Source organism: Salipiger abyssi, from assembly GCF_001975705.1.
Classification (GTDB): domain Bacteria; phylum Pseudomonadota; class Alphaproteobacteria; order Rhodobacterales; family Rhodobacteraceae; genus Salipiger; species Salipiger abyssi.
This window is the reverse complement of record NZ_CP015093.1, coordinates 2,406,050-2,427,965: the sequence shown is the minus strand read 5'-3', so window position 1 is coordinate 2,427,965 and position 21,916 is coordinate 2,406,050. Positions and strand designations below refer to the sequence as shown.

Annotated in this window: 20 protein-coding genes; 14 read left to right on the top strand and 6 right to left on the bottom strand. The window is 66.9% G+C overall.

Annotated features, from left to right (window positions below; translation table 11 throughout):
- The first annotated feature begins 100 nt into the window (after nt 1-100).
- From yidC to Ga0080574_RS15265, 6 genes are all read left to right on the top strand, one after another.
- Nucleotides 101-1,933, top strand: a complete 1,833-nt coding sequence (gene yidC, locus Ga0080574_RS15290; RefSeq protein WP_076701284.1) for a membrane protein insertase YidC — start codon at nt 101-103, stop codon at nt 1,931-1,933.
- Nucleotides 1,930-2,673 (top strand): MOSC domain-containing protein, encoded by a 744-nt coding sequence (locus Ga0080574_RS15285; RefSeq protein WP_076701281.1) that lies wholly within the window; start codon nt 1,930-1,932, stop codon nt 2,671-2,673. The genes yidC and Ga0080574_RS15285 overlap by 4 nt, the downstream gene beginning before the upstream one ends.
- The gene (gene yihA / locus Ga0080574_RS15280) at nt 2,670-3,323 is read left to right on the top strand and encodes a ribosome biogenesis GTP-binding protein YihA/YsxC (RefSeq protein WP_076701277.1); all 654 of its coding nucleotides are present in this window, start codon (nt 2,670-2,672) and stop codon (nt 3,321-3,323) included. Before Ga0080574_RS15285 ends, yihA begins: the two co-directional genes overlap by 4 nt.
- Before the next feature lie 139 nt (nt 3,324-3,462).
- On the top strand, nt 3,463-4,356 hold the full coding sequence (gene argB / locus Ga0080574_RS15275; protein WP_076701272.1) for an acetylglutamate kinase: 894 nt from the start codon (nt 3,463-3,465) through the stop codon (nt 4,354-4,356).
- Complete coding sequence (locus Ga0080574_RS15270; protein WP_076701267.1) at nt 4,353-5,036, top strand: ferredoxin; 684 nt, start codon at nt 4,353-4,355, stop codon at nt 5,034-5,036. Before argB ends, Ga0080574_RS15270 begins: the two co-directional genes overlap by 4 nt.
- Entirely contained in the window at nt 5,033-5,533 is a 501-nt protein-coding gene (locus Ga0080574_RS15265) for a SixA phosphatase family protein (protein ID WP_076701263.1), read from the top strand. Before Ga0080574_RS15270 ends, Ga0080574_RS15265 begins: the two co-directional genes overlap by 4 nt.
- Nucleotides 5,534-5,544: 11 nt before the next feature.
- Here the strand turns inward: Ga0080574_RS15265 and Ga0080574_RS15260 are convergent, their stop codons facing one another.
- From Ga0080574_RS15260 to Ga0080574_RS15235, 6 genes are read right to left on the bottom strand one after another with little or no spacing between them, the layout of a single operon-like run.
- Nucleotides 5,545-5,934 carry a Na+/H+ antiporter subunit G gene (locus tag Ga0080574_RS15260; RefSeq protein ID WP_083716867.1) on the bottom strand — a complete coding sequence of 130 codons (390 nt, stop codon included), beginning with the start codon at nt 5,932-5,934 and terminating at the stop codon, nt 5,545-5,547.
- 10 nt (nt 5,935-5,944) lie between these two features.
- Nucleotides 5,945-6,214, bottom strand: coding sequence for a K+/H+ antiporter subunit F (locus Ga0080574_RS15255; protein ID WP_076701260.1), 270 nt, complete (start codon nt 6,212-6,214; stop codon nt 5,945-5,947).
- The gene (locus Ga0080574_RS15250; protein WP_076701255.1) at nt 6,211-6,702 is read right to left on the bottom strand and encodes a Na+/H+ antiporter subunit E; all 492 of its coding nucleotides are present in this window, start codon (nt 6,700-6,702) and stop codon (nt 6,211-6,213) included. Before Ga0080574_RS15250 ends, Ga0080574_RS15255 begins: the two co-directional genes overlap by 4 nt.
- A 3-nt stretch (nt 6,703-6,705) precedes the next feature.
- Nucleotides 6,706-8,286, bottom strand: coding sequence for a monovalent cation/H+ antiporter subunit D (locus Ga0080574_RS15245; protein WP_076701252.1), 1,581 nt, complete (start codon nt 8,284-8,286; stop codon nt 6,706-6,708).
- Entirely contained in the window at nt 8,283-8,636 is a 354-nt protein-coding gene (locus Ga0080574_RS15240; protein ID WP_076701249.1) for a Na+/H+ antiporter subunit C, read from the bottom strand. Before Ga0080574_RS15240 ends, Ga0080574_RS15245 begins: the two co-directional genes overlap by 4 nt.
- 1 nt (nt 8,637) lies before the next feature.
- Nucleotides 8,638-11,520 carry a monovalent cation/H+ antiporter subunit A gene (locus Ga0080574_RS15235; RefSeq protein ID WP_076701246.1) on the bottom strand — a complete coding sequence of 961 codons (2,883 nt, stop codon included), beginning with the start codon at nt 11,518-11,520 and terminating at the stop codon, nt 8,638-8,640.
- A gap of 245 nt (nt 11,521-11,765) precedes the next feature.
- Here Ga0080574_RS15235 and Ga0080574_RS15230 point away from each other — a divergent pair, with 245 nt between their 5' ends.
- The 8 genes from Ga0080574_RS15230 to Ga0080574_RS15195 all read left to right on the top strand — a co-directional run bounded on the left by Ga0080574_RS15230 (nt 11,766) and on the right by Ga0080574_RS15195 (nt 21,915).
- Nucleotides 11,766-12,656 carry a LysR family transcriptional regulator gene (locus tag Ga0080574_RS15230; protein WP_076701243.1) on the top strand — a complete coding sequence of 297 codons (891 nt, stop codon included), beginning with the start codon at nt 11,766-11,768 and terminating at the stop codon, nt 12,654-12,656.
- Nucleotides 12,657-12,748: 92 nt separating this feature from the next.
- On the top strand, nt 12,749-13,216 hold the full coding sequence (locus tag Ga0080574_RS15225; RefSeq protein ID WP_076701240.1) for a formate dehydrogenase subunit gamma: 468 nt from the start codon (nt 12,749-12,751) through the stop codon (nt 13,214-13,216).
- Nucleotides 13,213-14,733 carry a formate dehydrogenase beta subunit gene (locus Ga0080574_RS15220; RefSeq protein WP_076701237.1) on the top strand — a complete coding sequence of 507 codons (1,521 nt, stop codon included), beginning with the start codon at nt 13,213-13,215 and terminating at the stop codon, nt 14,731-14,733. The genes Ga0080574_RS15225 and Ga0080574_RS15220 overlap by 4 nt, the downstream gene beginning before the upstream one ends.
- 97 nt (nt 14,734-14,830) lie before the next feature.
- Nucleotides 14,831-17,752: a formate dehydrogenase subunit alpha gene (gene fdhF, locus Ga0080574_RS15215; RefSeq protein ID WP_076701233.1), complete on the top strand. Its 2,922-nt coding sequence runs from the start codon at nt 14,831-14,833 to the stop codon at nt 17,750-17,752.
- Nucleotides 17,753-17,755: 3 nt separating this feature from the next.
- Nucleotides 17,756-18,577: a formate dehydrogenase accessory sulfurtransferase FdhD gene (gene fdhD, locus Ga0080574_RS15210; RefSeq protein ID WP_076701228.1), complete on the top strand. Its 822-nt coding sequence runs from the start codon at nt 17,756-17,758 to the stop codon at nt 18,575-18,577.
- Nucleotides 18,567-18,791, top strand: coding sequence for a formate dehydrogenase subunit delta (locus Ga0080574_RS15205; protein WP_076701224.1), 225 nt, complete (start codon nt 18,567-18,569; stop codon nt 18,789-18,791). Before fdhD ends, Ga0080574_RS15205 begins: the two co-directional genes overlap by 11 nt.
- A gap of 59 nt (nt 18,792-18,850) precedes the next feature.
- Entirely contained in the window at nt 18,851-19,558 is a 708-nt protein-coding gene (locus tag Ga0080574_RS15200) for an ABC transporter ATP-binding protein (RefSeq protein ID WP_076701220.1), read from the top strand.
- Nucleotides 19,555-21,915 carry an ABC transporter permease gene (locus Ga0080574_RS15195; protein WP_237219260.1) on the top strand — a complete coding sequence of 787 codons (2,361 nt, stop codon included), beginning with the start codon at nt 19,555-19,557 and terminating at the stop codon, nt 21,913-21,915. Before Ga0080574_RS15200 ends, Ga0080574_RS15195 begins: the two co-directional genes overlap by 4 nt.
- Nucleotide 21,916: the final 1 nt, after the last annotated feature.

Genomic DNA, 21,916 nt, shown 5'->3' with positions numbered 1-21,916 from the left:
GGTCACAAAACCCCGCGATTGCCCGGAATCGGCTTGACCTTTGCAGGTTCCGCCTGTTGAACCCGGCGGTGACTTTCCAAGGACAGGGCGGCAGTCTCGCATGGACGATCAGAACAAGAACCTGCTCATCGCAACAGGGCTGAGCTTTGTGGTGATCCTCATCTGGTTCCTGCTGTTCCCGCCCCCCGAAGACACGGCCGTGGAGCAGCCCGAGCCCGCCGCAACGGCACCCGTCGCAGGCGATACCGCCGCGACGCCCGGCACAGCCCCCGGTGCAACCGCCGAAACCGGCACCGCCCCGGCGCAGGCGCAGGCCGCCGACGCCCCGCGCCTGCCGATAGACACCGCGCGGCTCTCGGGCTCGATCTCGCTCATGGGCGGGCGCATCGACGAGCTGAAGCTCAAGGATTACACCGTCACCCCCGATCCGTCCTCCGGCAATGTGCAGGTTCTGGAACCGGTGGGCAGCGGCCACGCCTATTACGCGCTTTACGGCTGGGCCCCCGGCGCCGGTCTGGGCCTCTCGGACGTGCCGGGCGCCAATACCGAATGGCGGGTCGAATCCGGCGAGACGCTGAGCGCCGACAGCCCCGTCACCCTGCGCTGGGACAGCCCCGCCGGGCTGATCTTCCGCCGCACCCTGGCGGTGGACGAGGATTTCATGTTCACCGTGACGCAATCGGTGGAAAATGCCGGCAGCGGCAGCGTGTCCGCCGCGCCCTACGGCATCCTCGCCCGCCATGGCGAACCGGTCGACCGCAAGAAATTCTTCGTGCTGCACGAGGGCGTCGTTGCCATGGCCGACGGCAAACTCAATGAGATCGACTATTCCGATATGCCCGATCTCGATATGATGCAGAGCGAGGGCGCGCGCGCCGAGGTCTCGCAGGTCGCCGAGAATGGTTGGATCGGTTTCACCGACCATTACTGGATGACCACGCTCATCCCCGCCCCGGGCAGCGCCTTCAAGCAGGTGGCAAAATACGATGACGGCCGCGACATCTACCAGACCGAGGCCGTGCTGCCGACGATGAGCCTCGCCCCCGGCGACAGCCAGGAGGTCACAACCCAGCTCTTCGCAGGCGCCAAGGAATGGGAAACCATCCGCGAATACGAGGATCAGGGCGTCGACCGCTTCATCGATTCCATCGACTGGGGCTGGTTCTTTTTCCTGACCAAGCCGATCTTCTGGCTGCTGCATCACCTGCACCAGCTGATCGGCAATATGGGCTGGTCGATCATCGCGCTGACGCTGATCCTCAAGGCGCTGCTCTTCCCGCTGGCCTTCAAATCCTACGTCTCCATGGCCAAGATGAAAGAGCTTCAGCCGGAGATGGAGAAACTCAAGGAGCGCGCCGGCGACGACCGCCAGAAGATGCAGCAGGAAATGATGGCGCTCTACAAGCGCGAAAAGGTCAACCCGGCCTCGGGCTGCCTGCCGATCCTGTTGCAGATCCCGATCTTCTTCTCGCTCTACAAGGTGATCTTCGTCGCCTTCGAGCTGCGCCAGGCGCCGTGGTTCGGCCCGTTCCAGGATCTCTCGACCCCGGACCCGACCTCGCTCTTCAACCTGTTCGGCGCGCTGCCCTGGGCCGCCCCCGAGCCGGGCACCACGCTGGCGCTGGTCTTCATCGGCATCCTGCCGCTGCTGCTGGGCATCTCGATGTACCTGCAGCAAAAGCTGAACCCGGCGCCCACCGACGCGACGCAGGCGATGGTCTTTGCCTGGATGCCCTGGGTCTTCATGTTCATGCTGGGCGGTTTTGCCAGCGGGCTGGTGCTGTACTGGATCACCAACAACACCATCACCTTCACCCAGCAATATCTGATCATGCGCAGCCAGGGCTACAAGCCGGACGTGTTCGGCAACATCAAGTCGAGCTTCAAGCGCAAGGCGAAACAGGCCGACGCCGCCAAGTCCGACAAGAAATGACGGTGCGCGTCACCGGCATCTTCCGCCACCCGATCAAGAGCCACGGGCGCGAGGCGCTCGCCTCCGTGGCTCTGCTTGCCGGGCAGACCATGCCCTATGACCGGCTCTGGGCAGTGGCGCATGAGGTGTCGGAGGCCGATGGCAGCGCCTGGGCGGCCTGCCGCAACTTCACCCGCGTGGCGGGATCGCCGGCACTGGCAGCGATCTCGGCAGAGCTCGACGAGGCGAGCGAAACCCTCACCCTGCACCACCCGGCGCGCGCGGATCTGACCGTTCGCCCCGACGAAGACGGTGCGCGGCTGCTTGCCTGGCTCGACGGTTTCACGCCTCAGAACCGACCGCAGCCGGTCCGGCTGGTCCGCGGCGCTTCGCGCGGTTTCACCGACAGCGAACGCGGCCACCTGACACTCTGCAACCGCGCCTCGCACCGGGCGGTGGAGGAAAAGATCGGCCACCCGCTCGCCATCGAGCGCTGGCGCGGCAATCTCTGGATCGACGGCGCGCCGGCCTGGGCGGAGAACGACTGGATCGGGCGCGAAGTCCGGCTCGGCGGCGCGGTGCTGAAACTCCTCGCCCGCACAACGCGCTGCCTCGCGATCCATGCCAATCCCGAAACCGGCGAGCGCGACGCGCAGATCCTGCCCACGCTCGACAGCTTCGGACACCGGGATTTCTCGGTGAAGGCAGAGGTGGTAGAAAGCGGGACGGTCGCCCTCGACGATACGGTGGAACTGCTATGAGTACCCTTCCCTTCCCGCTTGCCGAAGAGCCCGACGACGCCACGCGCGAGGCGGCGCGGAAGCTCTTTGCCGGCGAGGTCGATTTCCTCAAGGGCGTCGTCGCCATGGACGGGCTGCCGCCGGACGACCGCGCCGAGGTCTGCTTTGCCGGGCGCTCGAATGTCGGCAAGTCGAGCCTGATCAACGCACTGACCGGGCGCAAAGGGCTGGCGCGGGCCTCGAACACGCCGGGCCGCACGCAGGAGATCAACTTCTTTACGCTCGCCGACAGTCATTACCTGGTCGATCTTCCGGGCTATGGCTTTGCCAATGCGCCGGTGGCGGTGGTGGAGAAATGGCAGCGGCTGCTCAAGCAGTATCTCTCGGGCCGCGTCTCGCTGCGCCGCGCCTTTGTGCTGATCGACATGCGGCACGGGGTGAAACCGGTGGATGACGAGATCATGACCCTGCTCGACCGCGCGGCAGTGACCTTTCAGACGGTGCTGACCAAGGCTGACAAAGTCAAAGCCTCGGAGCGCGAGAAAATCCTGGCGCAGGTGCGCGGGCAGCTTGCCAAACACCCCGCCGCCTATCCCGAGATCGTGCAGACCAGCTCGGAAAAGGGCGACGGCATCGCGACGTTGCGATCCATCATCGCCGGGCTTGCCTGAGAAAAATCTTCGTACGAAGATTTTTCCGGGCCCCACCTCAGCGCCACGGAGATTTTTCGTACGAAAAATCTTGCGTCCCACGCGGGCATCCGGAAGACAGAAGGGCAACCCCGACCGCATCGGAAGGATGCCTCCAGAGATGAAGCAGCAGAAGATGAACCGAGACTGGATCGCCACCGCCCGCACCCTCAACGAAGCCCTGCCCTACATGCAGCGCTATACCGGCGCCGTTGTGGTGGTAAAATTCGGCGGCAACGCCATGGGCGACGACGAGGCCATGGCGGAATTTGCCCGCGACATCGTGCTGATGCGGCAGGTCGGCGTGAACCCGGTCGTGGTGCATGGCGGCGGCCCGATGATCAACGACATGCTGAAACGGCTCAATATCGAAAGCCGCTTCGTGCGTGGCAAGCGCGTCACCGACAAGGCCACCGTCGAGGTGGTCGAGATGGTGCTGACCGGGCTCGTCAACAAGCGCATCGTGCAGGCGATCATGGATGAGGGCGGGCGGGCCGTCGGGCTCTCGGGCAAGGATGACGACCTCATCGTCTGCGAACCCGACGATCCCGAGCTCGGCTTTGTCGGCCGGCCCATAGAGATGAACGTGCAGGTGCTGCGCGATCTCTTCGCCGCCGGTATCATTCCCGTGGTCGCCCCGGTCGCCACCGGCACCGAGGTGACCGAAACCTATAATGTCAACGGTGACACCGCCGCCGGCGCCATCGCCGGCGCGCTGAAGGCCGACCGGCTGCTGCTGCTCACCGATGTCACCGGCGTCAAGAATGCCGCCGGCGAGGTGGTTACAGCGATGACGCCGGACGATGTGCGCTCGATGATCGGCGACGGCACGATCGCCGGCGGCATGATCCCCAAGACCGAGACCGCGCTGAAAGCCATCGAGGAAGGCGTGCGCGCGGTGGTGATTCTCGACGGGCGGGTGCCCAATGCCTGCCTGCTGGAGCTCTTCACCGAGCATGGCGCGGGCTCGCTCATCCGTTCCGCCGATCTGCCCCCGGTGCGGGACCGCGTGTGAGCTTGGAGGCGCTCGCCGCCGCCGCGCGGGCGCGCGGGCTGGCTTTGCGCGGCGCCTTTCACCCGGGTCCCGCGGACGGCGCCCCGCCGGACACCGGCACATTGATCCTGCTGGGGCCTGACGAGCCCCGCTTCTGGCCGCTTTTCGCCGCCTCCCCCGAGGCCGCGGACGGTGCGGCCCATCCGCTCGACCGCTGGTCGAAACGCGAAATCGGCGCGCTGGCGGTCGCATGGCGGGGCACGGCGCGTTTTCCCTCCGACGGACCGCCCTGGCCGCCTTTCCTGCATTGGGCCCAACGCTCGGGCCGGGCCTTTCCCTCGCCGCTCGGACTGCTCGTGCACGATACAGCCGGCCTGCTCATCAGCTATCGCGGCGCCCTCGCGCTGCCGCAGCGCCTGCCCCTGCCAGAACCGCCCGAAGCCCCCTGCCCAAGCTGCGAACACCAGCCCTGCACCACCACCTGCCCGGTCGGTGCACTGCGGGCAGGCGCGCCCTATGACGTGGCGGCCTGCCAGCGCCATCTGCACAGCGATGCGGGCGCCGAGTGCCGCGACAGGGGCTGCCTTGCCCGCCGCGCCTGCCCGCTTTCGCAGAACCTGCACAGACAGGACGCACAGGCGGCTTTTCACATGGCCGCCTTCGTGAAAAACTGGTCCGGCAAAGAGGGAGGACAGGCATGAAACGGCTGATACTCATGCGCCATGCCAAATCCGACTGGCCGTCGGGCACCGTGGATCACCAGCGCCCCCTGAACAAGCGCGGCCGGCGCAGCGCCGAAGCGCTCGGCGACTGGCTGCGGGCGGAAAAGCTCCTCCCCGATCAGGCGCTTTGCTCCAGCGCCGCGCGCACCCGCGAAACGCTGGCGCTGCTGGGTGTCGAGGCGCCCACCCGCTACGAAGACCGTCTCTATCACGCGGGACCGGTGGCGATGATGAAATGTCTCGGCGAGGCCACCGGCGACACGGTGATCATGGTCGGCCATAATCCGGGCATCGCCGCCTTCGCCCATGACATCGCCGCGACGCGGCCCCAGCATCCGCGCTTTGCCGATTACCCGACCGGCGCCACAACGGTGGCCGAATTCGACATATCCGACTGGTCGGAGATCGCCGAAGGCACAGGGCAGATCCGCGCCTTTGTCATCCCGCGCGAATTGCTGGCCGAACGCGAAGCCTGAGGCCCCGCCTGTCAGCCCTCTTCGGTCTTCTCCGAGGGCGGGTCGTCATAGACCGCCCAGCCGAAGGCGCGCCCGGTATCGGGCAGTTCCCTTTCCACCACATCGCCCTGCATGAAGGTCTTGGCGACGAAATTCGCGGTGATCGGCGCGGTGATGAACAGGAACAGCGTGATCAGCAGCTCGTGGAACGAGACCGAGCTCTCGATCATCAGGAAATAGAGCATCGAGCCGATGAGCGCGCCGCCCACACCCAGCGTCGTCGCCTTGGTGGGCGCGTGCAGCCGCTGCATCGTGTGCTTGAGCTTGAGCAGGCCAAACGAGCCGACAAAGCCAAAGATGCCGCCGACGATCAGGAAGGCCGAGACCAGCAGCTCGGCGAGTAGGGTCATGTCCTGGTCCATTGCGTCCTCCTCACTCGATGATGTCGCCGCGCAGGATAAAGCGGCAGAAGGCGACGGTGGAGACGAAACCGACCATGGCGATCAGCATCGAGGCTTCGAAATAGATCGCGGTGCCGCGCCAGACCCCGTAGAGGATCAGCAGCGCGATGAAGTTGATCACCATGGTGTCGAGCGCGAGGATCCGGTCGGCGGCGGTCGGCCCGGTCAGCAGCCGCCAGAGCGTCGCCAGCAGGCCGAAACCGTAGCAGGCAAAGGCAAAGATCAGGGCGTAGGTGATCATCGGAAAATCTCCTTCAGCCGCCGCTCGTAGCGGGTCTTGATGTCATCGCGGATGCCATCGGGATCGTCGGTGTGCAGGCAATGCACCAGCAGCGCGCCGCCATCCGCCGAGAGCGTCGCCGAAACGGTGCCGGGGGTCATGGTGATGGTGCCCGCCAGCACGGTGATCGCCTCGGGAGAGGTCAGCTCCAGCGGCACCACCACCCATTGCGAATGGATGTCGGCGTTGCGCTTGAAAAGCACGATGCCCGCCACGACCATATTGGCGACGACGATGTCCCAGAGCACGATCAGCGCGTATTCCGCCGCCATCAGCGGGGCACGCACCGCCGGGCGGTTGGGCCAGTAAGGCGCGGTCATGATCGGGATCACGATGCCCAGTACCACGCCGAGCGCAAGGTTGCCCAGCGTGACCTTGTTGACCAGCATCAGCCAGACGACGGTCAGCGTGACGCTCAGCAGCGGGTGCGGGAAGATGCGTTTCAGCATGGCTTAATGCTCCTCCCCATGCGCGGACAGATCCTTGGTATCGGGCTGATCCACCAGCACCGCGTCGATATAGGCGCCCGGATCGAAGAGCTGCCCCGCCGTCGCCTCCATATGGCGCGAGACCGGCCCGGCAAAGACCGTGAGCAGCGCCAGCATGATCAGCATCGCCATGGTCGGCGCCACCAGCATGGGCCCCAGCCTGGCCTCGGGCGGCGGCGCCTCTTCCTCGGATTCGGGCTCCATCGGTCCGGCAAGCGCCGGCGAGGTGGATTTCCAGAAGAGCAGGCTGCCGGCGCGGACAAAGCCGACGATGGTCAGCAGCGAGCCCGCCAGCACCACGGTCCAGACCAGCCAGGTGTAATCGGCGCTGCGCAGCGCATCGAGCACCAGCAGCTTGCCGAGGAATCCGCTCAGCGGCGGCATGCCGGCGATGCCGATGGCGCCCACAAAGAACAGCGAGGCCAGCAGACCGTTCTGCACCGTCGCCGGCGCCGCCCTGAGCAGATCGCCGCTTTCGCGCTTGGTCAGCAGCAGATCGGCAAAGAGGAACAGCGCCGCGGCGGCAAAGGTCGAATGCAGCAGGTAGTAGAGCGCCGCCTGCGCCGCGTAGGGGGTGAAGGCCGAGACCGCCAGCATCAGCGTGCCGGTGGAGCCCAGCACGGCGAAGGCGATGAGCGGCATCAGCCGCCGCGCGCCCATCACGCCGAACCCGCCGATGGCGATGGTGATCAGCGCGGCGGGCATCAGCCAGTCCTGCGACAGCGTGCCGATGGCGGCGGCATCCGGGCCGAAGACGATGGTGTGCATGCGCAGGATCGCATAGGCGCCGACCTTGGTCATGATCGCAAACAGCGCCGCCACCGGCGCGGGCGCGTTGGCATAGGTGCCGGGCAGCCAGAACTGCACCGGGAAGAGCGCCGCCTTCACCGCGAAGACGATCATCAGCAGCATCGCCGCCACCCGCACCAGCGCCGCGTCCTCCACCGGGATCTCGCGCACCTTCACCGACAGATCGGCGATGTTGAGCGTGCCGGTGGTGGCGTAGAGCGTGCCGAGCGCGATCAGGAACAGGGTCGAGCCCGCGAGGTTCATGATCACGTATTGCAGCCCCGATTGCAGCCGCGCCTTGCCGCCCGAGTGGATCGTCAGGCCATAGGAGGCGATGAGCAGGATCTCGAACAGCACGAAGAGGTTGAAGGCGTCGCCGGTCAGGAAGGCGCCGCAGATCCCCATGAGCTGGAACATCATCAGCGCATGGAAATGCCGCCCGCGCCTGTCCCAGCCGCTGGCCGAGGCGTGGATCAGCACGATCAGCCCCAGCACCGAGGTCAGCAGGATGAGCAGCGCCGAAAGCCGGTCGAGCACCAGCACGATGCCGAAGGGCGCCGGCCAGTCGCCCAGCCGGTAGACATGCACGCTGCCATCCGCCGACAGCACGAAAAGCCCGGTGGCCACCGCCACCAGCAGCACCGCGCCCAGGATCGAGGTGGCCCGTTGCAGGGTGATGTCGTGGCGCATCACATAGGCGATGAGCGGCGCCAGCATGGCCGGCAGCACGACGGGGGCGATGATCCAGTGGTTCACGCGTCGTTCTCCCCGGTCGTCTTGGTCTCGTCTTCGATGTTCACCCGGTCATCGCCCGCTTCGAGAAAGGCGCCGAGCGCGATCAGCACCAGCACCGCCGTCATCCCGAAGGAGATCACGATCGCGGTCAGCACCAGCGCCTGCGGCAGCGGGTCGGTATAGGCGCTCGCGCCGTCGCTCAGCACCGGCGGCAGGCCGACGGTCAGCCGCCCGGTGGCGAAGACAAAGACGTTCACCGCGTAGGAGAGCAGCGTCAGCCCCAGGATGACCGGAAAGGCACGGAGCCGCAGGATCAGGTAGATCCCGGCAGCGGTCAGCCCGCCCAGAGAGGTTGCCACGACCAGTTCCATCTCAGCCCTCGTCCTTCTTGCCGTCTGCCGCCTCGGGCGCATCGGCGCGCCGCGAGGGGTCGTAATCCATGGGCTCGATATTGACCGTCTCGCCCGCGTAGCGCGCCAGCCGCGACAAGCTGTAGAGCATCAGCATCACCGCCCCCAGCACCGTCAGGAACACGCCGAGATCGAACAGCGCCGCGGTGGCCAGCTCAAACTCCTCGAAGGGCCAGATCTGGAAATACCCGAAGGCACTGGTCAGGAAGGGCTCGCCCGCGAGCCAGGCGCCGGCACCGGTCAGCCCGGCCACCACCACGCCCCAGCCGATCATCGCGTGATACTCGAAGCGCTTGCGCTCCTGCGTCCAGCCAAAGCCCGAGGCCATGTACTGCATCAGCAGCGCGATGGAGATCACGAGGCCCGCGACGAACCCGCCGCCCGGCAGGTTGTGGCCGCGCAGGAAGATATAGACACCGACCAGCGCCGCGATGGGCATCATCACGCGGGTGGCGACCACCATCATCAGAGGGTGCCTATCGCGCGACCGGTCGGGCGGGAAGGTCCAGTTGCGCAGCCGGCGCGAGGCGGGCCCGTCGAGCAGCGCCTCCATCAGCGCGTAGAGCGTCAGCCCGGCGATGCCCAGCACGATGATCTCGCCATAGGTGTCGTAACCCCGGAAATCGACGAGGATCACGTTGACCACATTGGTGCCGCCGCCGCCCTTGTAGGAATTGGCGAGGTGATAATCCGAGATCGTGCTGATATCGCGCAGCAGGAAGGCATAGGCCAGCGCCGCCACAGCGACACCCGCCGCGATGGCGATGGCGCCGTCGCGGATATGCAGGGCAATCGGGCTTTCGCGCGGCGTCTCCTTGGGCAGGAAGTGCAGCGCCAGCAGCATCAGCATGACGGTGACCGTGTCGACCGAGATCTGCGTCAGCGCCAGGTCGGGCGCCGAGAGATAGACGAAGCCGAAGGAGACCATCAGCCCCACCACGCTGGTCAGGATCAGCGCGCGGAAACGGTTGCGATGCATGGTGACCGTCGCCGCCGTCGCCACCATCAGCAGCACGAAGCCCACGGCGACCAGCGGCGGCACCGGCAGCGGTGCCCGGGTCGGCGCCGGCAGCCCGCCACCCTGGAAGGCGGCATAGCCGAGCGCGATGGTCGAGACGGTGAAGATCGCCAGATAGCGGCTGATAGAGCCGTTATGCGCCACTTCGGTGATAAAGCGCGAGCCCAGCGCGATGCGGCGCACCAGCGTGTCGAACATCACCTTGGCCTCGGGGCGCGGCGTCGCCAGCCAGATCCGGTCGAGCGGACGGTGCAGCCAAAGCAGCACCGCGCCGCCGGCCACGGCGACCATCGACATGAAGAGCGCCGGGGTCACGCCGTGCCAGAGCTTGAGATGCACATGCGGTTCGGAACCGGTCACCGCCAGCCCCGCCGCCTCGACGATGGGCGCGGCAAAGACCATGGGCGCGAGGCCGATCAGCACCACCAGCACCGCGAGGAAGCCCGGCGCCAGCAGCATGCCCACCGGCGGATCGTGCGGATGGTGCGGATAGTCGTCGCGCACCGGGCCAAAGAAGGTGTGCCCGATGAAGCGGAAGGAATAGGCCACCGACAGAAGCGCGCCCAGCGTCGCCAGGATGATGATCGGCCATTCGCCGCCCCACCAATGGGTGTGAGCGACCTCTTCCAGCATCATCTCCTTGGACATGAAGCCGTTGAGCGGCGGGATCCCCGCCATCGACAGCGCCGCCACCACGGCGATCAGCGCGGTCACCGGCATGAGGCTCGCCAGCCCGCCCAGCCGCTTGATGTCGCGGGTATGGGTCTCGTGATCGACGATGCCCGCGCTCATGAAGAGCGCCGCCTTGAAGGTCAGGTGGTTGAGGATATGGAACACCGCCACCACCGCGGCCATCTTGGAGCCGAGCCCCAGCAGCATGGTCAGCAGCCCGAGATGGCTCACGGTCGAGAAGGCCAGCAGCGCCTTCAGATCGTCCTTGAAGAGCGCGATCAGCGCGCCGATCACCATGGTGATCAATCCCACGGTCGAGACGATGTAGAACCATTCCTCTGTCCCCGCCAGCACCGGCCACATGCGCGCCATCAGGAAGATGCCGGCCTTCACCATCGTGGCCGAGTGCAGATAGGCCGACACCGGCGTCGGCGCGGCCATGGCGTGCGGTAGCCAGAAATGGAACGGGAACTGCGCCGATTTGGTGAAGGCGCCGAGCAGGATCAGGATCAGCGCCGGCAGATAATATTCCGAGGCGCGGATCTCTTCGCCATGCTGAAGGATCACGCTGAGATCGTAGCTGCCGGCGATATTGCCGAGAATCAGCATGCCCGCGATCATCGCAAGCCCCCCTGCCCCGGTCACGGTCAGCGCCATGCGGGCGCCCTGACGGCCCTCGGGCAGGTGCTTCCAATAGCCGATGAGCAGGAAGGACGACAGCGAGGTCAGCTCCCAGAAAACCAGCAAAAGCAGGATGTTATCCGAGACGACAATGCCCAGCATCGCGCCTTGGAAGAGCAGAAGATAAGTATAGAACTGCCCCATCGGATCGTCGCCCGAGAGGTAGAACCGCGCGTAAAGCGTGATCAGCAGCCCCATGCCGAGGATCATGCCGGCAAAGAGCAGCCCCAGCCCGTCGAGCATGAAATTGGCGTTCAGCCCCAGCGCCGGCAGCCAGTCGAACTTTGCGGTGACGGTGCCGCCGTCCAGCACGCCGGGCGCCATCACGCCAAGGAACACGAGAGCGAGAACGGTCGGAACCGCGGTGAAGGTGGCGCATGCGTTGCGCCCCGCCCGGATCATCAGCCCCGGCACCAGCGCACCGATAAAGGGCAATAAGACCATTACGGGCAGAAGTCCGCTGCCTGACACCATCCCTGTTCCTTCGTCTTGTCCGCCTGCGCCTGACCGGGGGCCGAGGGGCGGAAGTTGTCCCGGTATCGTCTTGTTAAGGAGTTACTATGTATTCTGAAAGATTATTCAATATTCGCTCCCGGAAAACCGTCCTTCGTTAGCGATCACGGCGCTGTCTCGTTTTGCCCCCTATTAACATGTCAGCGCATTGGCCCGGATGTGACTTTCCTGTTACAGATCGTCAGGACCATTTTCGATAGAAAATCATGATCGCAAAACTGGAAATGCTTATCGCGCTGGCACGGGAACGGCATTTCGGCCGCGCCGCCGAAAGCCTCGGCATCACCCAGCCCACCCTGTCGACCGGCATCCGCCAGCTCGAAGAACAGCTCGGCGTCAAGCTGGTGAGCCGCGGCTCGCGCTTTGGCGGGCTGACGCCGGAAGGCCAGCGCGCGCTGATCCGGGCACGGCAGATCGTCGGCGACACGCGGCGGCTGCGCGAGGAAATGCGCGCCTCGCGCGAGGGGCTGGCGGGGCATCTGCGGCTCGCGGTCATCCCCACGGCGCTGACCTGGGCCTCGCGGCTGGTCACCGGCTTTGCCGCAAGGCACCCGAATGTGAGCTTTACCGTGCTGTCGCGCGCCTCCGCCGAGATCCTGTCGATGCTCGACGATCTCGAGATCGACGCCGGCATCTCCTATCTCGACAACGAGCCCCTGGGCCGGGTGACCACGCGGCTGCTCTACCGCGAATCCTACACGCTGGTCTGCCGCCCCGATCACCCCTTTGCCGAGGGCGAGGCCATCGGCTGGGGCGCGCTGGGGGAGGCGCGGCTCTGCCTGCTGACGCCGGACATGCAGAACCGCCGGATCATCAACCGGCATTTCACCGAAGCCGGCGTCGGCCCCGCCGCGCTCATCGAATCGAACTCTACGGTGATGCTGGCGGCCAATGTTCTGCACGGCGACTGGGTGACGATCCTGCCCGACCACCTGGCCCGGTTTCTCTGCGAGGGCAAGCCGCTGGCGGTGGTGCCCCTGGCCGAAAGCGGCGCGGCGCCCGCCGTGGGCCTCATCGCCCCGCATCAGGAGCCCTATACCCCCGTGCTGCAAGCGCTTTTGAGCGAGGCGGAGGGGCTGACGGTGGAGAAAGTTTGATTGAAGTTCTCTATCGTTTGACGGAACAACGATATTGAATCGACAATCATGGGTCTGGCACAAAGGGGCACATTTCTGGGAGAGAAGCCCGCATGCGCCACTCAAACCCCACGCCGGACGAGGTCCGCGCCCTGATCGACGCCGAGCTGCACCGCGAAGGGCCGCTGCTGCCGATCCTGCACGCGATCCAGCACGCCTTTGACCATGTGCCCGAGATGGCGCTGCCGCTGATCGCCGAGGCGCTCAACCTGACGCGCGCCGAGGTGCACGGGGTGATGTCCTTCTACCACGATTTCCGCAAGGCCCCCGCCGGGCGGCATGTGGTCAAGATCTGCCGGGCCGAGGCCTGCCAGTCGATGGGCGCCAATGCGCTCAGCCAGGCGGTGCTGGACAAGCTCGGGCTCGACTGGGGCGGCACCACACCGGACGGGTCGGTCACGGTCGAGCCGGTCTATTGCCTGGGGCTCTGCGCCTGCGCACCGGCGGCAATGGTTGACGGCAAGCTGATCGGCCGGGCGGACGCGGCGCGGCTGGCGGCGGAACTGGAGGGCGCGGCATGAAGATCTGGGTGCCCATGGACAGCGCCGCCAAGGCGTTGGGTGCGGATGAGGTCGCCGAGGCGATCCGTGCCGAGGCCGAAAAACGCGGTGTGGAGATCGAGATCGCCCGCAACGGCACGCGCGGCATGATCTGGCTGGAGCCGCTGGTCGAGGTGGAAACGCCCGAGGGCCGCATGGCCTTTGGCCCGATGAGCCCCGCCGATGTGCCGGCGCTCTTCGAGGACACCCATCCCAAGGCGCTGGGTCTCACCGAAGAGCTCGACTGGATGAAGCGCCAGACGCGCCTCACCTTTGCCCGCTGCGGTCTCACCGATCCGCTGTCGCTGCCGGAGTACGAGGCCAATGGCGGCCTCGCCGGGCTGCGCCGGGCGCTCACCATGAGCGGCGAGCAGATCACCGACGAGGTCAAACTCTCGGGCCTGCGCGGGCGCGGCGGTGCGGGCTTCCCGACGGGGATCAAGTGGGACACGGTGCGCATGGCGCATGCGGACCGCAAATACATCGTCTGCAACGCCGACGAGGGCGACAGCGGCACTTTTGCCGACCGCATGATCATCGAGGGCGACCCGTTCTGCCTGATCGAGGGCATGGCCATCGCCGGCATCGGCGTCGGCGCGACCATGGGCTATGTCTATCTGCGCTCGGAGTATCCCGATGCCATCGCGGTGCTGAGCCGCGCCGTCGAGATCGCCCGCGACGCCGGGGTTCTGGGGACGGATGTGCTCGGCTCGGGCAAGGCCTATGACATGGAGGTCCGCGTCGGCGCGGGCGCCTATGTCTGCGGCGAGGAGACCTCGCTGCTGAACTCGCTCGAGGGCAAGCGCGGTGTGGTGCGCGCCAAGCCGCCGCTGCCGGCGCTGGAAGGCGCCTTCGGCAAGCCCACCGTGGTGAACAACGTGATCTCGCTGGCCACCGTGCCGGTGATTTTCGAGAAGGGCGCCGAGCATTACGCGAATTTCGGGCTGGGCCGCTCGAAAGGCACGATCCCGTTGCAGATCGCCGGCAATGTGCGCCATGGCGGGCTGTTCGAGACCGCCTTCGGCATGAAGCTGGGCGCGATTGTCGAGGATCTGGGCGGCGGCACCGCCTCGGGCCGCGCGGTCAAGGCGGTGCAGGTGGGCGGCCCGCTGGGCGCCTATCTGAGCCCCGACCAGTTCGACACGCCGTTCGGCTATGAGGAATTCGACGGCCAGGGCGCGCTTATCGGCCATGCCGGGCTGGTGGTCTTCGACGACAGCGCCGACATGCTGGGGATGGCGCGCTTTGCCATGGAATTCTGCGCGGTGGAGAGCTGCGGCAAATGCACGCCGTGCCGGATCGGCGCGGTGCGCGGCGTCGAGACGCTGGACCGGATCGCGGCGGGCGACGCGGCGGCGATCCCGCTGCTGACCGATCTCTGCGAGACCATGCAGGACGGCTCGCTCTGCGCGCTTGGCGGCTTCACGCCCTACCCGGTGATGTCGGCGCTGCGGCTCTTCCCCGAAGAGTTCGGCGCGGTGAAGGAAGCGGCGGAATGAGCGGTTTCGCCTCGCTGACGCGAGACGACTCGCCGGGGGCTCTGCCCCCGGACCCCCGGGATATTTTGAGCCAATGGAAACTGCGGGAGGACGAAAGATGAAAGATTTCATCATTCCCTGGGACGACCGGGATATGGGCACGCCCGCGAAAAGCGGCAAGCCCGTGCATCTGACCATCGACGGCATCGACGTGACTGTGCCCGCCGGCACCTCGGTGATGCGCGCGGCGGCGGAGGCGGGCATCGCGGTGCCGAAGCTCTGCGCCACCGACAGTCTTGATGCCTTCGGCTCCTGCCGGCTCTGCGTGGTCGAGATCGAGGGGCGGCGCGGCACGCCGGCCTCCTGCACCACGCCGGTGCATGCGGGCATGGTGGTGCACACGCAATCCTCGAAGGTAAAGAAGATCCGCAAGGGGGTGATGGAGCTTTACGTCTCCGACCACCCGCTGGACTGCCTGACCTGCGCCGCCAATGGCGATTGCGAATTGCAGGACATGGCCGGCATGGTGGGGCTGCGCGACGTGCGCTACACGCCGGGCGACAACCATTTCGACCCGTCCGGCAGCGGCGCGCGCTCGCAATCCGAGGCGCGGCTGCGGATGCCCGAGGGCGAGGCCAATCCGCGCTATATCGCGAAGGATGAGAGCAACCCCTATTTCACCTACGATCCCAGCAAATGCATCGTCTGCTCGCGCTGCGTGCGGGCCTGCGAGGAGGTGCAGGGCACCTTTGCACTGACCATCGAGGGCCGCGGGTTCGAGAGCCGCGTCTCGGCAGGCATGGCCGGCGACGATTTCCTGACCTCCGACTGCGTGAGCTGCGGCGCCTGCGTGCAGGCCTGCCCGACCGCAACACTTCAGGAGAAGAGCGTCGCCGAGCTGGGCACGCCGGATCGCGAGCTGGTGACCACCTGCGCCTATTGCGGCGTCGGCTGTTCCTTCAAGGCGGAGCTGAACGGCGACGAGCTGGTGCGCATGACGCCGTGGAAACACGGCAAGGCGAACCGGGGGCATAGCTGCGTCAAGGGCCGCTTTGCCTATGGCTATGCCGAGCATCCCGACCGCATCCTCAACCCGATGATCCGCGACCGCATCGAGGATCCGTGGCGCGAGGTGAGCTGGGAGGAGGCGCTGTCCTTTGCGGCAAACCGGCTCAAGGGCATCCAGGAGAAACACGGGCGCAAGAGCGTCGGCGTGATCACCTCCAGCCGCTGCACCAATGAGGAAACCTATCTGGTGCAGAAGCTCACCCGCGCGGTGTTCATGAACAACAACACCGATACCTGCGCCCGGGTCTGCCATTCGCCCACCGGCTACGGGCTGGGCCAGACCTATGGCACCTCCGCCGGCACGCAGGATTTCGACTCCGTCGAGCAGGTGGACGTGGCGGTGGTGATCGGCGCCAACCCGACCGACGGCCACCCGGTCTTTGCCTCGCGGCTGAAGAAACGGCTGCGTCAGGGCGCCAAGCTCATCGTCATCGACCCGCGCCGCATCGACCTGGTGAAATCGGCGCATATCGCGGCGTCGCATCACCTGGCGCTGACGCCGGGCACCAATGTCGCCGTGGTGACCGCGCTGGCGCATGTGATCGTGACCGAGAAGCTCTATGACGAGGCCTTCATCCGCGAGCGCTGCGACTGGGACGAGTTCATGGCCTATGCGGAGTTCGTCTCCGAAAAGCGCCACGCGCCCGAAAGCACGGCGCTGCTCACCGGCGTGAACGCACAGGAACTGCGCGCGGCGGCGCGGCTTTATGCGCAGGGCGGCAACGGGGCGATCTATTACGGGCTGGGCGTGACCGAGCACAGTCAGGGCTCGACCACCGTCATGGGGCTTGCCAACCTCGCCATGATGACCGGCAATATCGGTCGCGACGGCGTGGGGGTGAACCCGCTGCGCGGGCAGAACAACGTGCAGGGCTCCTGCGACATGGGCTCCTTCCCGCACGAGCTGCCGGGCTATCGCCATGTCAAGCTGCCCGAGGTGCGCAAGGTCTTTGAAGACGCCTGGGGCGTGCCGATCGACCCGGAACCGGGGCTGCGCATCCCGAACATGCTGGATGCCGCCGTGGACGGCACGTTCCGGGGGCTCTACTGCCAGGGTGAGGACATCCTGCAATCGGACCCGGACACCAAGCATGTGGCGGCGGGGCTGGCGGCGATGGACTGTGTCATCGTGCATGACCTCTTCCTCAACGAGACGGCGAACTATGCGCATGTCTTCCTGCCCGGCTCGTCCTTTCTGGAGAAGAACGGCACCTTCACCAATGCCGAGCGCCGCATCAACCGCGTGCGCAAGGTCATGGCGCCGAAGAACAGCTATGAGGATTGGGAAGTCACCCAGCTTCTGGCCAATGCCATGGGCGCCGGCTGGGCCTATACCCATCCCGAACAGATCATGGCCGAGATCGCGGCCACCACCCCGAGCTTTGCCGGCGTGACCTACGATCTGCTGGAGGAGAAGGGCTCGGTACAGTGGCCCTGCAACGAGGAACATCCCGAGGGCACGCCGCTCATGCATGTGGACGGGTTCGTGCGCGGCAAGGGGCGGTTCATCGTCACCGAATACGTGGCGACGGATGAAAAGACCGGCCCGCGCTTCCCGCTGCTGCTGACCACCGGGCGCATCCTGTCGCAGTACAATGTCGGCGCGCAGACACGGCGCACCGCGAACAGCGTCTGGCACGAGCAGGATCTGCTGGAGATCCACCCGCACGATGCCGAGAACCGCGGGCTGAAGGAGGGCGACTGGGTGAAGCTCGCCAGCCGCTCGGGCGAGACGACGCTGCGCGCCAAGATCACCGACCGGGTGTCGCCCGGCGTGGTCTATACCACCTTCCACCACCCGGACACGCAGGCCAATGTGGTCACCACCGATTTCTCGGACTGGGCCACCAACTGCCCGGAATACAAGGTGACGGCGGTACAGGTCGCGCCCTCCAACGGGCCGTCGGACTGGCAGGAGGATTATGCGGCGCAGGCCGAGCGCGCGCGGCGCATCCTGCCGGCGGCGGAGTAAGCCATGGCGCCGCGCCAGAGCCACAGCCGCCCCGGCCTCGCCGTGCATCGCGAAGGCACGCGCTCTGTCGTGCGCTCGCTGCCCGAAGAGGTGCCGGTGGCGCTGGTCTTCGACGCCACCACCCAGGCGGTGATGATGGCCACCCCCGGCGACATCGCCGATTTCGCCTATGGCTTCGCGCTGAGCGAGGGCATCATCGGTCATCCGCGCGAGGTGGCCGAGTTCGAGGCGGTGACCCATCCGCAGGGCATCGAGGCGCGGTTCTGGCTGCATGAGGATCGCGGCGCCGCACTCAAGGAACGGCAGCGCAGCCTGCTGGGGCCGACCGGCTGCGGGCTCTGCGGCATCGACTCGCTCGATCAGGCGCTGCGCGCCCTGCCGCCGCTGCCCGAGGGCGGGCCGAGCCTCACCCGCGCCGAGGTGGCCCGCGCGACCGACGCGCTGCGCGCCCACCAGCCGCTGCACGACCAGACCCGCGCGGTACATGCGGCGGGGTTCCTGCGGCCCGGTAAGGGCATCGTTCTGGCGCGCGAGGATGTCGGGCGGCACAACGCGCTCGACAAGCTGATCGGCGCGCTGGCGCGGCAGGACATGGACCCGGCCGAGGGCGCCTTTGTGCTGACCAGCCGGGTCTCGGTCGACATGGTGCAGAAAACCGTTCTGGCGCGCTGCCCGATCCTGATCGCCGTTTCGGCCCCGACCGCGCTGGCGCTGCGGATGGCCGAGGAGGCGGGGCTCACGCTTGCCGCCTTTGCCCGCTCCGGCGGGTTCGACCTTTACGCCGCGCCCGAGCGGATCGTCGATGGAGAGACGCATGTCGCCTGAAAAGATGGTCATGATGGCCAACCAGATCGCTACCTTCTTTGCCACCCAGCCCGGCGAGACCGGCGCCGAGGATGTGGCCGCGCATATCAACGATTTCTGGGAACCGCGCATGCGGGCACAGTATCTCGATTACGTGGCGCAGGGCGGCGAAGGTCTGCATCCGCTGGCCGCGGCTGCGGCGGCGCATATCCACGCGCCCTCCGAAAAAGCTTGATCCTGCGCAAGACACGCGGCGCAAAAACGCTTTAGGGTTTCGGCCATGGAGGGAGGTCCATGGCAGAGAGCGCCTATCGGGCGGAAGGTCTGACACGCACCTATGGCGAGGGCGCCTCGGCAGTGCATGCGCTGCGCGGGGTCGATCTCGATCTGCCCGCCGGCGAGATCGTGGTGCTGCTCGGCCCCTCGGGCAGCGGCAAATCCACCCTGCTCAATATCCTCGGCGGGCTCGACCGGCCCAGCACAGGGCGCGCCTGGTTCCGTGACCGCGAGTTGACGGCGATGACCGACCGGCAGCTCACCCGCTACCGGCGCGATCATCTGGGCTTCATCTTCCAGTTCTACAACCTTATGCCCTCGCTCACCGCGGAGGAGAATGTCGAGCTGGTGACCGAGATTGCCCGAGATCCGATGACCCCCGCCGAGGCGCTGGCGCTGGTGGGGCTGGAGGAGCGGCTGGGGCATTTCCCGAGCCAGATGTCGGGCGGCGAACAGCAGCGCGTCGCCATTGCCCGCGCGGTGGCGAAAAAGCCCGATGTCCTGCTCTGCGACGAGCCCACCGGCGCGCTCGACAGCACCACCGGGCGCGAGGTGCTGGGGGTGCTGCAACATCTCAACCAGACGCTGGGCACCACGGTGCTGATCGTCACCCATGCCGCCGCCACCGCCGCCATGGCCGACCGGGTGATCCGCTTTGCCGATGGCGCGATCCGGTCCCAGGAGCGCAACAGCCACAAGCTGCCCGCCGAGGAGATCGAGTGGTGAGCCCGCTCGACCGCAAACTCACCCGCGACCTGTGGCGGATGAAGGGCCAGGCGCTGGCGATTGCCGTGGTCATGGCGCTTGGCGTCATGATGCAGGTGATGATGTCGGGGCTGGTGACCTCGCTCGACGAAACCCGCCGCAGCTATTACGAGCGCTACCGGCTGGCCGATCTTGCCGCCTCGGTGGTGCGGGCGCCCGATCACCTCTTGCACCGGATCGCCGCGCTGCCCGGGGTGCAGGCGGTCGAGGGGCGGGTCAGCGGCGCGGCGCTTATCGACCTGCCCGACCGCGCGGTGCCGGTGCAGGCGCAGGCGCTCTCCCTGCCCTATGACGGCGATCCGGCGCTGAACGCGATCCGGCTGGAGGCGGGGCGGCTCTTCGAGCGCGGCAAGCCCGAGGAGGCGGTGCTGCTCGACAGTTTCGCCGCCGCCCATGGGCTTCGCCCCGGCGATACGCTGGAGGCCACGATGAACGGCGCGCGGCACAGCTTCCGCATCACCGGGCTCGCCCGCGCGCCGGAATTCCTCTACAGCGCCGCCCCCGGCGAGGGCATCCCCGACGACGCCCGCTTCGGCGTGCTATGGCTGTCGCCCGCCGCGATGGCGGCGGCCTTCGACATGGACGGCGCCTTCAACGAGCTGCTGATCGGGCTGGCGCGCGGCGCCGGCGCGCAGCCGGTGACAGATGCGGTGGACCGGGTGCTGGAACCTTACGGCTCCACCGGCGCCTATGGGCGCGAGGACATGTTCTCCAACCGCTTCGTGTCTGAGGAAATCGACGGGCTGCGCGACAGCGCCGCCTCGATCCCGCCGATCTTCATGGCCGTGGCGGCCTTTCTGCTGAACATCGTGATCGCCCGCATGGTACAGGCCGAGCGCGAAGAGATCGGGCTCCTTAAGGCCTTCGGTTACCGGTCGGGCGAAATCGGCGGGCATTACCTGAAGCTGGTGCTGGCCATCGCCCTTCTGGGCGCGCTGATGGGCTGTCTTTTCGGTATTCTGGCGGGGCGCGCCATGGTGCAGCTCTACCTGAATTTCTTCAAGTTTCCCTTCCTCGTCTTCCGGCTCGATCCGGCCTCCTTTGCCATCGGCATCGCGGTCAGCGTGCTGGCAGCCACGGCGGGCGGCGCCATCGTGCTGCGGCGTATCTTTGCGCTCGACCCGGCAGAGGCGATGCGCCCGCCCGCCCCTGCCGATTATTCCCGCGCCGGGCGCTGGCGCGGGCTGACAAGCTGGCTCGACCAGCCCAGCCGCATGGTGCTGCGCCGCTTCACCCGCACGCCGTTCCGCATGGCGGGGGCCATCGTCGGCATCACCTTCGGCATGGCGCTCTCGGTGGGGATGATCACCATCCAGAGCAGTTTCAACCACGCCATCGCGCTGAATTTCGAGGTGATGGACCGCTCGGAGGCCGCCGTGACCTTCACCCATGCGGTCTCGGACAAGGTGCTGTTCGAGCTGGCCAGCCATCCCGGCATCGAGCGGGTGGAGGGCCGGCGCGACGTGGCGGTGATCCTGCGCAACGGGCGGCAGACCCATCGCGGCAGCATCACCGGCCTGCCGGAAAGCCCCGTCCTGAACCGTGCCCTGACCCCGGATCTGGAGCCGATCCACATGCGCCGCGAGGGGCTTGTCCTGAGCAGCGCGCTTGCCGCCAAGCTGAAGCTGGAGACCGGCCAGACCCTGACAGCCGAGGTGCGCGAGGGCGCGCAGCCGGTGCTGGAGCTGCCGGTGATGGGGATCTCGGACACGGTGATGGGCGCGCCCGCCTATATGGCGCTCGACGGCATCAACGCGGCGCTGGGGGAACCGGGGCGCATCACCGGCGCGGCACTGCGGCTCGACGAGGCGCGGGCGGACAAGGTCTATGTCTGGCTCAAGGGGCTGCCCACGGTGGCGGGTGTGGCGCTCAAGCAGGACAGCCGCGAGGCCTTCGAGCGGATGATGAACGAGGGCGCGGGCTGGTCGCGCTTCATCATGTCGGCGGTGGCCTTCATCATCACCTTCGGCATCGTCTACAACGCCGCCCGCATCGCGCTGGCCGAGCGGTCCCGCGATCTCGCCTCGCTGCGGGTGATCGGCTTTTCGCGCGGCGAGGCGGCCTATGTGCTGCTGGGCGAGCTGGGGCTGGTGACGCTGCTCGCCCTGCCCTTCGGCGCGGCACTCGGCGCGGGCTTTGCGCATATCCTCGCAGCCGCCTATTCCTCGGAGCTTTACACCGTTACGGTGGTCTTCCAGCCCGCCACCTTCGGCAATGCCGCGCTGGTGGTGCTCGCGGGGGCGGCGATTTCCGGGCTTCTGGTAAAACGCGATGTCGACCGGGCCGATCTGGTCACGGCGCTCAAGACACGGGATTGAC

Excerpts from the sequence above, each read along its gene's own strand:
- Ga0080574_RS15265 (WP_076701263.1), top strand. The coding sequence starts at position 5,033 with ATGAAACGGCTGATACTCATGCGCCATGCCAAATCCGACTGGCCGTCG.
- Ga0080574_RS15235 (WP_076701246.1), bottom strand. The coding sequence starts at position 11,520 with ATGGTGTCAGGCAGCGGACTTCTGCCCGTAATGGTCTTATTGCCCTTT.
- fdhD (WP_076701228.1), top strand. The coding sequence starts at position 17,756 with ATGGCGCCGCGCCAGAGCCACAGCCGCCCCGGCCTCGCCGTGCATCGC.
- Ga0080574_RS15250 (WP_076701255.1), bottom strand. The coding sequence starts at position 6,702 with ATGCTGAAACGCATCTTCCCGCACCCGCTGCTGAGCGTCACGCTGACC.
- argB (WP_076701272.1), top strand. The coding sequence starts at position 3,463 with ATGAAGCAGCAGAAGATGAACCGAGACTGGATCGCCACCGCCCGCACC.
- Ga0080574_RS15220 (WP_076701237.1), top strand. The coding sequence starts at position 13,213 with ATGAAGATCTGGGTGCCCATGGACAGCGCCGCCAAGGCGTTGGGTGCG.
- fdhF (WP_076701233.1), top strand. The coding sequence starts at position 14,831 with ATGAAAGATTTCATCATTCCCTGGGACGACCGGGATATGGGCACGCCC.
- Ga0080574_RS15285 (WP_076701281.1), top strand. The coding sequence starts at position 1,930 with ATGACGGTGCGCGTCACCGGCATCTTCCGCCACCCGATCAAGAGCCAC.
- Ga0080574_RS15255 (WP_076701260.1), bottom strand. The coding sequence starts at position 6,214 with ATGATCACCTACGCCCTGATCTTTGCCTTTGCCTGCTACGGTTTCGGC.
- yihA (WP_076701277.1), top strand. The coding sequence starts at position 2,670 with ATGAGTACCCTTCCCTTCCCGCTTGCCGAAGAGCCCGACGACGCCACG.
- Ga0080574_RS15200 (WP_076701220.1), top strand. The coding sequence starts at position 18,851 with ATGGCAGAGAGCGCCTATCGGGCGGAAGGTCTGACACGCACCTATGGC.
- Ga0080574_RS15260 (WP_083716867.1), bottom strand. The coding sequence starts at position 5,934 with ATGGACCAGGACATGACCCTACTCGCCGAGCTGCTGGTCTCGGCCTTC.
- Ga0080574_RS15225 (WP_076701240.1), top strand. The coding sequence starts at position 12,749 with ATGCGCCACTCAAACCCCACGCCGGACGAGGTCCGCGCCCTGATCGAC.
- Ga0080574_RS15230 (WP_076701243.1), top strand. The coding sequence starts at position 11,766 with ATGATCGCAAAACTGGAAATGCTTATCGCGCTGGCACGGGAACGGCAT.
- Ga0080574_RS15240 (WP_076701249.1), bottom strand. The coding sequence starts at position 8,636 with ATGGAACTGGTCGTGGCAACCTCTCTGGGCGGGCTGACCGCTGCCGGG.
- Ga0080574_RS15205 (WP_076701224.1), top strand. The coding sequence starts at position 18,567 with ATGTCGCCTGAAAAGATGGTCATGATGGCCAACCAGATCGCTACCTTC.
- yidC (WP_076701284.1), top strand. The coding sequence starts at position 101 with ATGGACGATCAGAACAAGAACCTGCTCATCGCAACAGGGCTGAGCTTT.